Genomic DNA, 12,678 nt, shown 5'->3' with positions numbered 1-12,678 from the left:
GTTCTGCGCTGTTGAAATGAATTATGCGGGATCGCATCCCAATCAAAAAGCGAAAAAATTACCTGCCTATATTCGAAATATTCGATAACCCTCAATCGGCGCGGAATGCCTCCATGGCTTGGGTGGCGCGGCCGTCGTCGCCCCACGCGCTCAGTTCGTAATGGCTCCAGCTGCGTGCGCCCTGGGGCTCCCAGTAGATCACGCCTAGCCCTTTGTGGTCGGGCACGGCTTTGACCATGCGCTGAACGGCCACCAGCATGTCGTAGGTGTTTTGCGGCTTGCTGTCTTCCCCGCCTACTTCCACCACCATCACTTCCTTGCCGTAGCGCGCCGCCATGTCGTTCATGTTGGCGGCCAGGTCGTTGATGGAAGCGGTGTAGTCGGGCCGGCCGTCCAGCCAGTACGGGTAGTAGGACATGCCGATCACGTCGTACTTCGCGCCATGCGCCCTGGCGTTGTCGAACCAGGTGCGGAAGCGCTGGCTGTCGTTGCCGCGGTCCAGATGCAGCACCACTTTCGCGCCGGGACTGACGGCCTTGATGGCGTCGTAGCCCTGGTTGATCAGCTGCGCCAGTTGCGGCCAGTTGTCGGTATGGCCTTCCGGATAGATCATGCCGGTCGGCGTTTCGTTGCCCACCTGCACCCACTCGGGCGTCACGCCGGCCTGCTTCAGCGCGCTCATCACGTCGTAGGTGTAGCGGTAGACGTCCTTCAGCAGCTGCGGAAAGTCGTGGCCCTGCCAGGCCGCCGGCTTGCGCTGCTGCTGCGGATCGGCCCAGCTGTCGCTGTAGTGGAAGTCGATCATGACGCGCATGCCCATCTTCCGCGCGCGCACCGCCATGGCCACGGTTTCGTCCTTGCTGTTGTGGCCGCTGGCGCGGTCGCTGGAGGGGTTCACCCAGGTGCGCAGGCGGATGGTGTTGATGCCGTAGTCCTTGAGGATCTGCAGGCAGTCTTCCTCCCTGCCCTGGCTGTTGTAGAACTTGTAGCCGGTGGCTTCCATCTGCGGCAGCCAGCCGACGTCGGCGCCTTTGACGAAGGAGTCGGCATGGGCCGCAAAGGCGGCCGTCATCAGCAGTGCGATCAGGATTTTTTTCATGCGCTCATGCTAGCCCAAAGGCGGATCGCGCAGGCATGAGGAAAGTGACACAATCCATGCCCTTTCGATATGGACGCGCCGCACTGGCGTTTGCCGGTAAGATAGCACCGCCATGAATCCCCAAGACACCACCACCATCCTCACCTCCGACCCCCACCAGCGCCTCGGCAAGCCGGCCGGTGGCTGGCGCGCCGCGCTGTACGCCATCATCTTCGAATCCGACACACCGAAAGGCCGCGCTTTCGACCTGGCGCTGATCGGCGCCATCCTGCTCAGCGTGCTGGTGGTGGTGCTCACCAGCGTCAAGCCGATCGCCGACAGGTACGGCGACTGGCTGCAAGCCGGAGAGTGGTTCTTCACCGTCCTGTTCACCATCGAGTACGTGGCGCGCTGCCTGTGCGTGCAGCGGCCGGTGCTGTATGCGCGCAGCTTCTTCGGCGTGATCGACCTGATGTCCATCCTGCCCAGCTATGTGTCGCTGTTCATTCCGGCCGCGCACGTGGTGCAGGGCATCCGCATCCTGCGCCTGCTGCGCATCTTCCGTATCCTCAAGCTGACCTTGTACATCCAGGAATACAGCATGCTCGGCGACGCCCTGCTGGCCAGCCGGCGCAAGATTTTCGTGTTCCTGTCGGTGGTGTTCCTGATCGTGTTCCTGCTGGGCACAGTGATGTACGTGGTGGAAGGTCCGGAAAACGGCTACACCAGCATTCCCACCGCCGTCTACTGGGCCATCTCGACCATGACCACGGTTGGCTTTGGCGACCTGGTGCCGAAGACCGATATCGGCCGCACCATCGCTTCATTCATGATGCTGCTCGGCTGGGGCATTCTGGCCGTGCCCACCGGCATCATCAGTTCCGAGATCACCCACCAGCGCGGCCAGCGCGTGCTGTCGCTGCGCGCCTGCCCCAACTGCCACAGCGTCGGCCATGAGCCGGCCGCGCGCTACTGCAAGGACTGCGGCACGGCGCTGCCGTCCTAAGCCGCCAGGATCGCCTTGCCGCCGTCGGCCGAGGCGTAGGCCATGGCCTCGCCGATCTGCTCGTAGCTGAACTCCTGGCCCGGCCAGGTGGCGAACATCGGATCGGCAATCAGCGGCTCCAGCGCCTTCAGGGCTGCCAGCAGCCGCGCCGGCTGCCTGACGGTAGCGCTTTCGAAATTGCTGAAGCGGCGGATGGTCAGGTTCTTCATCATGAACAGCGTGGTGTGAATCGCGGCCGGCGCAGCGCCGCCGAGGAAGCCGTAGCAGTAGACGGTGGCGTTCATCGGCAGCGCCGGCGCGATGTTGCCCAGCAGCTCGCCGCCGACGCCGTCGAATACCGCAGTCGCCTGCAGTTCCGCAGCCAGCGTCGCCAGCTGCGCGGCATGGTCATCGGTGGTGACGAGGACGTGCTCGACGCCGAGCGAGCGCAGCGTCTCGGCGGCAGCGTCGCTGCGCACCAGGAAAATCGCCGGCATGCGCCGTGCGCGCGCCAGCGCCGCGATGGCATGGCCGGTGGCCGAACTGCCGGCCGTGACAATCACGCCCGTGTGCCCTGCCTCGGCGATTTCCTCAAGAAACGCATAGGCGGTGATGACGTTGACCAGCGAGCCGCAGTAATCCCTCGCGTTCACGTGGTCCGGCAGGATCAGGCAGCTGGTGTAGGGAATGGCTGCCGTCTCGCACCACAGGCCGACGCTGTCCGGGCTGCGCGTCAGCGAACGGTAGATCGCCACCTGCTTGCCCGCATAGTCGGCCGGCACGCCGGCGCCCAGCGCCAGCACCCTGCCCGCGCCGGAAGCGCCCCAGACGTCATAACGCGACGCCGGAATCTGCGGACCGGCCGCCGCCGGCATTCTTAGGAAGGTCCTGTCGCCGTGGTTGATGGCCGAGGCCGTCATCGCCACCAGCACGTGACCGGCGGCAGGCTGTTCCGGCCTCGGGATAGCGCGCACTTCCAGGTCGCGGCTGGCGGTAACACAAATCGCTTTCATCACTGCACTCCATTTCGTTGTCCAGCCCGCATCATAGGAAACCTCATCGATTGACGAAACGCAGGCTGGCGACATACCATCGATTCCATTCAGGAATAGATGGAGCACACAAGATGGACCGATTGGATGCCATGCGCCTGTTTGTCCGGCTGGTGGAATGCGGCAGTTTTTCCGCCGTCGGGCGCGAGGAAGGCATAGGGCAGCCGGCCGTCAGCAAGCAGATCGCCGCGCTGGAGCGCCACCTCGGCGCGCAGTTGGTGTTGCGCAACTCGCGCAACGTCGTCATCACCGACGCTGGACAGGCGTTCTACGAATCGGCCAGGCAGTTGATCGATGACTTCGACGCGGTGGAGTCGTCGGTGGGCGACCGCCAGCAATCGCCGCGCGGCCTGGTGCGGGTCAGCACCGCGCCCGGTCACGGCAGGCTGTGCGTGACGCCGCTGCTGGGCGGATTCTTCCAGCGCTATCCGCAGGTATCGGTGGAAGTCTCGGTGTCGGAGCGGCCGGTTGATCTGCTGGCGGAAGGCATCGACCTCGCCATCCGCCACGGCCGCCTGCTGGACTCGACGCTGACCGCGCGCAAATGGTCGGACACGGATTTCGTGCTGGCGGCCAGCCCGGCCTACCTGGCGGCGCGCGGCACGCCGGCCACACTGGATGATCTGGATCGGCACACCTGCATCGTCTTCGCGCGCGGGCGCGAGCGCTATCCGTGGCGCTTCGGCACCGGCGCGGAAGCGACCTCCTACCTGCCGCGCGGCGCGCTGCTGACCGGCGATGCCGAACACGTCCGCGCCGCCGTGCTGTGCGGCCTCGGCATCGCCCAGGCGCCGCACTGGCTGCTGGCGGAAGAAATCCGCACCGGCCAGGCGCAGGTGCTGCTGCCGGCCTTGCAGCCGGAGCGCCTGCCGCTCAACATCGTCTACGCGGCCGGCCGGCGCGTGCCGATGCGCGTGCGCGTATTGATCGACTATCTGCTGGGCCAATAAAAAAGCCTCCGGCATTGCTGCCGGAGGCTTCCGATACGCTTGCTACAGCTTAGAACTTGTAGCTGGCCGACACGTAGCCGGTGGCGCCGTGTGCATCGTAGTAGGTTGGATCGTAGCCAGCCTGGAAGTAGTTACCCAGGCCGATGATCTCAGGCGGCTGACGGTTGAACAGGTTCTTCACGCCTACACGCACGGTCAGGTTCTTCACGCCGGTGTACGACACTTGCGAATCCCAGGTCGAGAACGCGCCGACACGTACTGGCGTCACCGATTTTTCCAGGTCTTCATCCGCGCGGGTCGCGTCGTGGTAGCCGGACTGGAAGTTCTGGGTCAGGTTGACGCCCCAGCTCTGGTATTTCCAGTCAAACGCCAGCTGATGCTTCCAGCGCAGGATGATGCCGCCATTGGCGACCGCGTTCAGCGGCGAGCCGGTGGCGTCAACCGTGCGCGCCACGCTCTGCTGCACGGTGCCGTCCGGCAGGGTCATGTCGTACTTGGTGACGTAGGTGCCGTTCAGACGGGCGCCGAAGGTGCCGTAGTTGGCGGTCTTGGCGATGGTCCAGCGCGCATCAACGTCCACACCCGCGGTTTTCAGACCGCCGGCGTTCAGGTTGGTGCTGGTGATCTGGGTGATGTTGCCGCCCGCGTCACGCTGCACCAGTGCGCCATAGGCTGGAATATCCTCGTGATCGATGATGTATTCCGGGCTCAGCGAGGTCACCAGATTGTTGACGTTGATCTTCCAGTAGTCGATCGCGATCGAGGCGCCCGGGATCGGATCGATCACGATACCCACCGAGGTCTGTTCCGATTTTTCCGGCTTCAGGTTCGGGTTGCCGCCGGACAGCACGTTGAACTGGCCGTAGGTGTTGGTCTTCGGATCGGTGAAGCTGGCACTGGTGCCCAGCGCCTGCGGATTGTTCAGCTCAGGCAGCGCCGCTTCGCGGAAGCCACGGCCGTAGGAAGCGCGCACCAGCAGCTGTTGCAGCGGCTGATAGCGGAAGCTGACCTTCGGATTGGTCGCGGTGGCGTTCGGGTAGCGGTCAGTGCGGACGGCCAGGTCGGCTTCCAGGTTTTTCAGGATCGGTGCGTTCAGCTCGGCGAAGATCGCCGACGAGTTGCGCGATGCCGACAGCGGCAGCGTCTGGCCGCCGTAGCCCGAGATGTCGCCCGACTGGTAAGCCGCCGACGGGTTCAGGTCCAGCTTCTCGTCGGTCATCGACGCGCCCACGGCGAACTTGGCCATGCCGGCTGGCAGCTGATACAGATCGCCCGAGATGCGCGCGTTCAGCGAGTCATTGCTCAGGGTCGAGTTGATCATGTTGCCAACGTAGTTGGTGGCGTAGATCTGCTGGGCCAGGGCCGGCGACTGCGTGGCGGCCCATGGGTTGAAGGCGTTGTTGTTGCTCAGCAGCTTGGTCAGGGCCAGCTGCGACTGGTAGCCGGCGATGGTGTCTTCGCTGACGTTGCTGGAGTTGTGGGTGTACGCCACATCGTAGTCGTAACCCTTGACGGTGCCGCGGAAGCCCATCACCAGATGGCTCATCTTGGCGTGGTCGTCGTGCGAACGGCCGCCGCCGTCGAAGGCGCGGTAGCTGACGGTCACCGGCTGGCCATTGACCGATGGGTAGTTGGCGGCCAGGTAGGACGATGGATAGTACGGGCTGCTCGGCGACAGGATGATGGCCGGGTACACATTGGCGGTGGCGAATGCGTTGTCGGTCGACAGGAACGAAGCGCTGTACGGCGACGATTGTTCGGTGGTGGTGGTTTTCTGTTCCGAGTGGAAGCCTTCGACGAAGAATTCGTTCTGCTCGTTCAGCTTGAAGCGGAAGTTGGCCGACACGTTGGCGCGGGTGACGTCCGGGAACAGCGGCACGGCGCCGGCCGAGTTGTAGCGGCAGCTGCCGGTGTTGGCGTCGAACTGGCTGCCGTTGGCGGTGCAGTCGCCGCCGTTCAGCGGGTTGCCCAGGCCGGAGCCCAGCGTGGCCAGCGCATTCGGGATGATGCCTGCCGCGTTCGGCTTGGTGACCGGATTGAAGGTGCTCAGCGCGCCGCTCGGGGTGGCCGAGGCGTCGCGCAGGCCGTTGTTGTTCCACGATTCACGGGCGTAGCCGCGCTGGCTGCCGTAGATGGCCTGTTCCTTGGCCACGTCGGCCGACACGGTGAAGTTGTAGCGGTCTTCGTCGAAGTCGCCAAAGCCGGCGATGATCGACGCCTTGGTGTTGCGGCCGCCGCCGTCCTTGGTGCCGCTGCCGTAGCCGGTCACTTCGACGCCGTTGTAGTTGTTGCGCAGGATGAAGTTGATCACGCCGCCGATGGCGTCGGAACCGTACACGCCCGACGCGCCGTCCTTCAGGATTTCCACGTGGTCCACGGCGGCCAGCGGGATCGAGTTGATGTCGACCGAGGTGCCGTCGGTGGCGAAGTTGGCCAGGCGGCGGCCGTTGACCAGCACCAGCGTCTTGTTGGAGCCGAGGCCGCGCAGCGAGGCGGCGGCCAGGCCGTAGGTCGAGGCGCCGGCGCCCTGGGCGCTCACGGTGCCGCCGACGGCGGTATTGGCGCTGATGCTGGCCAGCAGGGCTTCGGTGCTGGTGGCGCCGGTTTTGGCGATATCTTCACGCGTAACGGTCTGGACCGGCAGCGCGCCTTCGACTTGCGCGCGCTTGATGGACGAACCGGTGATTTCCACGCGGGCCATGGGCGCGTCTGGCGCGGTCTGCGCATGCGCGCCGGCGATGGCGCCGAACGCGACCGTGCCGGAGAACATCAGGCGCAGCGAGCGCGAGATAACAGTTTCTTTGGTCATTATAAATTCCCGATTTGTTGTGTGAGCCTTAGCGACTTCGTATTGACCTTGAAAGGGGTAGTCAAGGTCGGCCCGTATCACAACACGCGAGAAAAATTTCACCAATGACGGCGTGGACAAAAAGCCTCACTTTTGCCACATAATTGTAAAAAGTACGAAACATTAAGGTGAATTTAAGAATCGCACTTTTAGTAAAGCAATTTACATTGCTTTACCGAATTTTTCATTTATGAAGTATTTATTTACCAAATAAAGAGCTTTCCTAACCCGCAGTTATGGAAGAAAGATTGCAAATAAGGGTTATCAGTCCGCCAGCGTCGGGAACATCCCGTTACAACTTATACGAAACCGGCTTGGAATTTTGGAAATCAATTTGAACCGGCCCGCGCCGTGGCGAGCGTTTGCAAATAACCTCGGACCGCCCCTTCGATGCGGTCCGCCAGCGCCGCCGGCTCGACCGCGCCGCGCCGCCCGGCGGCATCCGTCAGCGCGCTGACAATGGCCATCAGCTCGGAGGCCGCCAGTTCCGGCGCCAGCGCGCCCGTGCCCGCGCCGAGGAAATCGACCAGCGCGCCGCGCATGGCGATGGCGTTGCCGGAGCTCGGCATCAGCGCCGCCAGCCGGCGTTGCTCGACGTCCAGCAGCGCGGCCAGCGCCGGCCGGCGCAACTGGTGGCGCACCGCGATCCCGATCAGTTGGCGCAATGCGGCGGAGCGATCCGGCAACGCCAGGGCTTGCGTTGCTTCCCGCACCAGATCGGTCAGCTCGCGTTCGATCAGGGCGACCGTGACCGCATCCTTGGTCGGGAAGTACTGGTACAGCGAACCGATGCTGACGCCGGCCCGCTCGGCGATGGCGTTGGTGGTGTAGGCGTCCAGTCCGCGCTGCTCCAGAATGTGAGCCGCCCCCTCAAGTATGGTCTCGACGGTTTGTGCGGAACGGGCCTGGGACGGCTGTTTGCGCGGGTTCAGCAACCGCGCGCCGGGCGGTCTGGATTGCGAGTTGTTCATGGCAGGAGATGCTCATATCATTTTTACTCCTAGTCAAGCCTATTTTTCACCATGAACCAGACCGAAAATTCCATCAGTCCAGCCGCCGGCGACATCGCGCTGCTGGCGCAAACGATCGCCGCCGTGCAGGCAGCGGGCCGCGCCGTTGCCGCGCGCTTCAACGCCGACGCACGTCCGTCCAACCGCGACGAGATCGGCGCGGCAATCGCCGCCAACGACGCCGTGTCGCTGGCCGTGCTGCGCGCCGCGCTGTCGGCCGCCCATCCCGCCGCGCGCTGGGACGACGATGAAGAAGGCCGCGGCGCGCTGCCGCCCGGCGCATGGTGGGTGGCCGATCCGGTGGAGGGCGCGATCAATCACATCCATGGCCTGCCCGATTGGGGCGTCACCGCAACGCTGGTGCGCGACAACCAGCCGGTGCTGACCGCCGTGCATCTGCCGCTCCGCGGCGACACCTACAGCGCCTTGCGCGGCGCCGGCGCGTGGCTGAACGGCCAGCCGATTCGCGCGTCGCAGAAAACCGCGTTGAACAGCGCCGTCGCCGGCACTGGCCAGGCGATGCCGCAGGAAGGCAGCGCCACCTATCGCCGCATCGGGCAGTCGGTCAGCGCCATGCTGGAGGCGGCGCTGGTGGTGCGCGTGTCGGTGCCGTCGACGCTGCAGCTGGTTCAGGTGGCGGCGGGCCGCCAGGACATCTTCTGGCAATACAGCCAGGTGCGCTCAGGCTTGCTGGCCGGCGCGCTGCTGGTGAGCGAAGCCGGCGGCAGCGTGAGCGATCTGCACGGCGCGCCGTGGCAAACAGGAAGCGACGCCCTGCTGGCCAGCGCGCCGGCCCTGGCGACGGCTGCCCTCGCGGTGCTGGCAAGGAGCGGCGCATGAAGCTTGCCATTTTCGGCGCCTCGGGCGCCACCGGACGCCATCTGGTAAAACAGGCGCTCGACGCCGGGCATGATGTCCGCGTGCTGCTGCGCCGCGCGGACGGCCTGCCGCTCGACCACCCTCGCCTGTCGCGCATCGTCGGCGGTTTTGACGACGCGGTCGCCGTGCAAGCGGTGGTGCGGAACGCCGACGCCGTTGTCAGCGTGCTCGGTTCACGCAAAGGCGCACCAGCCACCATCTGCACCGACGGCGTGCGCAGCATCCTGCCGGCCATGCAGGCAGCCGGCGTGCGGCGGCTGATCGCGCTCAGCGCTTACGGCGCTTTGGAGACCAGCACCGCATCCTGGTTCATCCGCTTCGTGCGTAGCGTAATCGCCGACAAGATGCGCGACAAGGACAACATGGAACTGCTGGTGCGCGACAGCGATACCGACTGGACGCTGGTGCGCCCGCCCGCGCTGACCAATGGCCAGGCGCAAGGACGTTACCGCGCCGGCGCCGCCTTGCGTCCCGGGCTGACCGGACATCTGTCGCGCGCCGACCTGGCCGCCTTCATCCTGGCGACGGCGCAAGGCGGCAGTTACATCCGCGCGGCGCCGGTCGTTGCCGCCTAGTTGCGGGCAACGGCTTGCTCGATCACCTTCGCCACCTCGGCCGGGTGGGCGATAAAGGCGACATGGCTGCCGTCGATCTCCACCACCTTGCTGCCGGCGCGCTGGGCCATGAAGCGCTCCAGTTCCGGATTGACGGTGCGGTCGGCGGTCGACACGATCGCCCAGCTCGGCTTGGTTGTCCACGCGGCCTGCGTCACCGCCGCGCCAGCCGTTTTCACGGAAGGCAGGACTTGGGACAAGGCCATGAAGCGCGCCTCGGCCGGCGCCAGATCGGCGGCAAAGTCGGCATGGAACAGCGCGTGATCGAAGTACAGGTGACCGTCGGCGGTCGGCTTGATCGCATGGCTGGCCGGCGGCATCTGCTTGACCAGATCCAGCAGGCTCTCGCCCACCGCCGGCTGGAACGCGGCGACATAGACCAGGCCCGCCACCTTGGCGTTGGCGCCGGCCTCGGTGATCACCATGCCGCCGTAGCTGTGGCCCACCAGGATGGTGTCGCCATCCATGGCGTCAATGGCGGCGGTGGTGGCTTGCACGTCCTCGGCCAGCGAGGTCTCCGGCTGCTGCACCACCGTGACGTGGTAGCCGTCCTTCAACAGGATATTGGCGACACCCTGCCAGCCGGAGCCGTCAGCGAAGAAACCGTGAACCAGAACGATGTTCCTGACCGGCGCGGCGATGGCCGAGATCGGCGACAAGGCGGCGAAAGCCAGTGCGAGTGCTGCGGAAACCAGGCGGATTGCATTCATTTTTATTCTCCTCAAAAATTAATCAGTTGGCATATGCCGGGTAGTCGGTAAGTCCTTGCTCGGCGCCGCCGTACAGCGTGGCCGCGTTCAGCGGATTGAGCGGCCAGCCGTTTGCCAGCCGCGCCGGCAGATCCGGATTGGCGATGAACGGGCGGCCGAAGGCGATCAGGTCGGCCAGTCCGGCGTCCAGCAGGCGGTTGCCGCGTTCCGCCGTGTAGCGGCCGGCGTACATGATGCGGCCGCTATAGGCGTGACGCACCGCGCGCCGGAAATCCTCCGGCAGATCGGGCGCGTTGTCCCAGTCCGCCTCGGCGATCGACAGGTAAGCCACGCCCACCTGCTCCAGCACCTTGACCGCTTCGATATAGGTTTCGTGTGGATCGTCCTCGACGAAGCCGATGTACACGCGGTCCTCTTCGGTGCTGGTGAACAGCGGCGTGAAGCGCACGCCCAGGCGTTCCGGCCCCACCACCCCGGCCACCGCCTGCACCACCTCGCGCAGGAAGCGCAGGCGGTTCCGCAGCGAGCCGCCATAGGCATCGGTGCGCGTGTTGGCGTGGGTCGAGATGAACTGGTTCACCAGGTAGCCATTGGCCGCATGGATCTCAACACCGTCGAAGCCGGCCGCCAGCGCGTTGCGCGCAGCCTGCGCATACAGTGCGACCAGTTCACCGATCTCGTCGACGCTAAGCGCCTTGGGCGTCGACGGCGCCACCAGCGTGCCGGCGCCAGGCCCGGTTTCGATGAAGGCTTTCGCCTTGTCCGCCGCAATCGCCGACGGTGCGACGGGCGCCGCGCCGTCCGGCTGCAAGGCCGTGTGCGATACGCGGCCGACATGCCACAGCTGCGCGAAAATCACGCCGCCTTCGGCATGCACCGCTTCGGTGACCTTGCTCCAGCCGTCGATCTGCGCCGGACTGTAGATACCCGGCGTCCAGGCATAGCCCTGGCCGCGCGGCTCGATCTGCGTGCCCTCGGTGACCATGAAGCCGGCGCTGGCGCGCTGACGGTAATACAGCGCCATCAGCTCGGTCGGCACATCGCCGGGTTGGCCGGCGCGCTGGCGCGTCAGCGGCGGCAGCACGATGCGGTTTTTCAGGGTGTACGGCCCAAGCTTGACGGGGGCCAGCAATGCGGTGTTCTTCATGATCAGCCCAGGCGTTGCAGCAACAGCGCGGCGGCGGCGGCCGACGAGGCTGGATTCTGGCCGGTGATCAGCAGACCGTCGCTGACCACGTACGAAGCCCAGTCCTCTCCCTTGGAATACACGCCGCCCTTGGCTTTCAGCTCATCCTCGACCAGGAATGGCACGACGTTGGTCAGGCCGACCGCTTCCTCTTCGGTGTTGGTGAAGCCGGTCACCGTCTTGCCTTCCACCAGCGGACGGCCAGCGGCGGTTTTCACGTGGCGCAGCACGCCGGGCGCGTGGCAGACCAGCGCCACCGGCTTGTTGGCGGCGATGAAGGATTCGATCAGCGCGATCGAGTTCCGGTCTTCGGCCAGATCCCACAGCGGGCCGTGGCCGCCTGGGTAGAACACGGTGTCGAAGTCGGCCTGATTGACGCTGTCCAGGCGCACGGTGGCGGCCAGTTGCGCGGTGGCGGCCGGATCGGTTTCAAAGCGGCGGGTCAGCTCGGTCTGGAACGACGGCTCGTTGCTCTTCGGGTCCAGCGGCGGCTGACCGCCCAGCGGCGAAGCCAGCAACACTTGCGCGCCGGCGTCCTTGAACGCGTAATACGGCGCGGCCAGCTCTTCCAGCCAGAAACCGGTTTTGCGGCCGGTGTTGCCCAGTTTGTCGTGCGAGGTCAGAACCATCAGTACTTTTTTCATGGTGATACTCCTTTGATTAGTTAAATATCTACGCCATTAGTAGACCAGTCGTCTATAAACTTGGCAAAAAAAAAGCATCTCCTATGGAAATGCTCCGGTTCCACCTGTCCTTTACTGGGGAAGGTGGAGAATTTGATGCGTGGTCATCAGCGCCGTCTCGAACGGCTGCGTGCTGCGGCTGATCTTGACCATCACGCTGGCGCCGAGCCACAGTTGATACAGGCTGCTTGCCGTGCTGTCGGCATCGGCGTCGATGGTCAGCGAGCCTTCCGCCACGCCGGTTTCAATCGCCGCCGCCAGACGGCTGACGATGCCGGCGGTGCCGCGCTTGAGCGACAGCCGCATGGCTTCCGACAAATCCGCCACTTCCGCCGCCAGCTTCACCGCCAGGCATTTGCCCTGGCAGTCGAGGAAGGACTGCGTGTCCTGCCAGACCTGGAAATAATGCATCAGGCGCTGCGCCATGGTCATGCCGGGTTGCGCCAGCGTGCGGTCCAGATCGGCCAGGTAATCCACAAAATAACTGTCCAGCAAAGCTTCGCCAAACGCGTCCTTCGAACCGAAGTAATGGTAGAAGGAACCCTTGGGCACACCGGCGCCGGTGAGAATCTCGTTCAGACCCACGGCGGAAAATCCCTTGCCGGCCATGATGCGTTGGCCGGTCGCCAGAATGTTCTCGCGGACATCAATCGGTTCGGTGGTGGTTGCTGTGTTCATGGAAG

At 64.9% G+C, this 12,678-nt stretch carries 12 protein-coding genes; 4 read left to right on the top strand and 8 right to left on the bottom strand.

Annotation, left to right across the window (positions count from 1 at the left end; translation table 11 throughout):
- Window positions 1-91: 91 nt before the first annotated feature.
- Window positions 92-1,099, bottom strand: a complete 1,008-nt coding sequence (locus GJ695_RS11480; RefSeq protein WP_154364794.1) for a glycoside hydrolase family 53 protein — start codon at window positions 1,097-1,099, stop codon at window positions 92-94.
- Between the two features lie 112 nt (window positions 1,100-1,211).
- On the opposite strand from GJ695_RS11480, the gene GJ695_RS11475 reads away from it, so the two are divergent.
- Window positions 1,212-2,084, top strand: a complete 873-nt coding sequence (locus GJ695_RS11475) for an ion transporter (protein ID WP_154364792.1) — start codon at window positions 1,212-1,214, stop codon at window positions 2,082-2,084.
- Here GJ695_RS11475 and GJ695_RS11470 read toward each other — a convergent pair.
- Window positions 2,081-3,076, bottom strand: a complete 996-nt coding sequence (locus GJ695_RS11470; protein WP_154364790.1) for a zinc-binding dehydrogenase — start codon at window positions 3,074-3,076, stop codon at window positions 2,081-2,083. The genes GJ695_RS11475 and GJ695_RS11470 overlap by 4 nt on opposite strands.
- 113 nt (window positions 3,077-3,189) lie before the next feature.
- On the opposite strand from GJ695_RS11470, the gene GJ695_RS11465 reads away from it, so the two are divergent.
- Window positions 3,190-4,065 (top strand): LysR family transcriptional regulator, encoded by an 876-nt coding sequence (locus GJ695_RS11465; protein ID WP_154364788.1) that lies wholly within the window; start codon window positions 3,190-3,192, stop codon window positions 4,063-4,065.
- A 49-nt stretch (window positions 4,066-4,114) separates the two neighbouring features.
- Here the strand turns inward: GJ695_RS11465 and GJ695_RS11460 are convergent, their stop codons facing one another.
- Both GJ695_RS11460 and GJ695_RS11455 read right to left on the bottom strand, forming a co-directional pair.
- On the bottom strand, window positions 4,115-6,874 hold the full coding sequence (locus tag GJ695_RS11460) for a TonB-dependent receptor domain-containing protein (protein ID WP_154364786.1): 2,760 nt from the start codon (window positions 6,872-6,874) through the stop codon (window positions 4,115-4,117).
- 368 nt (window positions 6,875-7,242) lie between these two features.
- On the bottom strand, window positions 7,243-7,884 hold the full coding sequence (locus tag GJ695_RS11455; RefSeq protein ID WP_154364784.1) for a TetR/AcrR family transcriptional regulator: 642 nt from the start codon (window positions 7,882-7,884) through the stop codon (window positions 7,243-7,245).
- Between the two features lie 51 nt (window positions 7,885-7,935).
- On the opposite strand from GJ695_RS11455, the gene GJ695_RS11450 reads away from it, so the two are divergent.
- Window positions 7,936-8,763: an inositol monophosphatase family protein gene (locus GJ695_RS11450; protein WP_154364782.1), complete on the top strand. Its 828-nt coding sequence runs from the start codon at window positions 7,936-7,938 to the stop codon at window positions 8,761-8,763.
- Window positions 8,760-9,377 (top strand): NAD(P)-dependent oxidoreductase, encoded by a 618-nt coding sequence (locus tag GJ695_RS11445; protein ID WP_154364780.1) that lies wholly within the window; start codon window positions 8,760-8,762, stop codon window positions 9,375-9,377. The genes GJ695_RS11450 and GJ695_RS11445 overlap by 4 nt, the downstream gene beginning before the upstream one ends.
- Here GJ695_RS11445 and GJ695_RS11440 read toward each other — a convergent pair.
- The 4 genes from GJ695_RS11440 to GJ695_RS11425 form a co-directional block, all read right to left on the bottom strand.
- Window positions 9,374-10,126: an alpha/beta fold hydrolase gene (locus GJ695_RS11440; protein WP_154364778.1), complete on the bottom strand. Its 753-nt coding sequence runs from the start codon at window positions 10,124-10,126 to the stop codon at window positions 9,374-9,376. The two genes, GJ695_RS11445 and GJ695_RS11440, sit on opposite strands and share 4 nt — an antisense overlap.
- 22 nt (window positions 10,127-10,148) lie before the next feature.
- Window positions 10,149-11,273 (bottom strand): alkene reductase, encoded by a 1,125-nt coding sequence (locus GJ695_RS11435; protein ID WP_154364776.1) that lies wholly within the window; start codon window positions 11,271-11,273, stop codon window positions 10,149-10,151.
- 2 nt (window positions 11,274-11,275) lie between these two features.
- Entirely contained in the window at window positions 11,276-11,956 is a 681-nt protein-coding gene (locus GJ695_RS11430; RefSeq protein ID WP_154364775.1) for a type 1 glutamine amidotransferase domain-containing protein, read from the bottom strand.
- A 111-nt stretch (window positions 11,957-12,067) separates the two neighbouring features.
- Window positions 12,068-12,673 (bottom strand): TetR/AcrR family transcriptional regulator, encoded by a 606-nt coding sequence (locus GJ695_RS11425; protein WP_154364773.1) that lies wholly within the window; start codon window positions 12,671-12,673, stop codon window positions 12,068-12,070.
- Window positions 12,674-12,678: the final 5 nt, after the last annotated feature.

Origin of the sequence: Duganella alba (assembly GCF_009674495.1) — a bacterium.
Classification (GTDB): domain Bacteria; phylum Pseudomonadota; class Gammaproteobacteria; order Burkholderiales; family Burkholderiaceae_D; genus Rugamonas; species Rugamonas alba.
This window is presented reverse-complemented; position numbering and strand designations above follow the sequence as displayed.

What these genes read in the sequence shown, in the direction of transcription:
- GJ695_RS11480 (WP_154364794.1), bottom strand. Translation starts at nt 1,099, where the DNA reads ATGAAAAAAATCCTGATCGCACTGCTGATGACGGCCGCCTTTGCGGCC.
- GJ695_RS11475 (WP_154364792.1), top strand. Translation starts at nt 1,212, where the DNA reads ATGAATCCCCAAGACACCACCACCATCCTCACCTCCGACCCCCACCAG.
- GJ695_RS11470 (WP_154364790.1), bottom strand. Translation starts at nt 3,076, where the DNA reads ATGAAAGCGATTTGTGTTACCGCCAGCCGCGACCTGGAAGTGCGCGCT.
- GJ695_RS11465 (WP_154364788.1), top strand. Translation starts at nt 3,190, where the DNA reads ATGGACCGATTGGATGCCATGCGCCTGTTTGTCCGGCTGGTGGAATGC.
- GJ695_RS11460 (WP_154364786.1), bottom strand. Translation starts at nt 6,874, where the DNA reads ATGACCAAAGAAACTGTTATCTCGCGCTCGCTGCGCCTGATGTTCTCC.
- GJ695_RS11455 (WP_154364784.1), bottom strand. Translation starts at nt 7,884, where the DNA reads ATGAACAACTCGCAATCCAGACCGCCCGGCGCGCGGTTGCTGAACCCG.
- GJ695_RS11450 (WP_154364782.1), top strand. Translation starts at nt 7,936, where the DNA reads ATGAACCAGACCGAAAATTCCATCAGTCCAGCCGCCGGCGACATCGCG.
- GJ695_RS11445 (WP_154364780.1), top strand. Translation starts at nt 8,760, where the DNA reads ATGAAGCTTGCCATTTTCGGCGCCTCGGGCGCCACCGGACGCCATCTG.
- GJ695_RS11440 (WP_154364778.1), bottom strand. Translation starts at nt 10,126, where the DNA reads ATGAATGCAATCCGCCTGGTTTCCGCAGCACTCGCACTGGCTTTCGCC.
- GJ695_RS11435 (WP_154364776.1), bottom strand. Translation starts at nt 11,273, where the DNA reads ATGAAGAACACCGCATTGCTGGCCCCCGTCAAGCTTGGGCCGTACACC.
- GJ695_RS11430 (WP_154364775.1), bottom strand. Translation starts at nt 11,956, where the DNA reads ATGAAAAAAGTACTGATGGTTCTGACCTCGCACGACAAACTGGGCAAC.
- GJ695_RS11425 (WP_154364773.1), bottom strand. Translation starts at nt 12,673, where the DNA reads ATGAACACAGCAACCACCACCGAACCGATTGATGTCCGCGAGAACATT.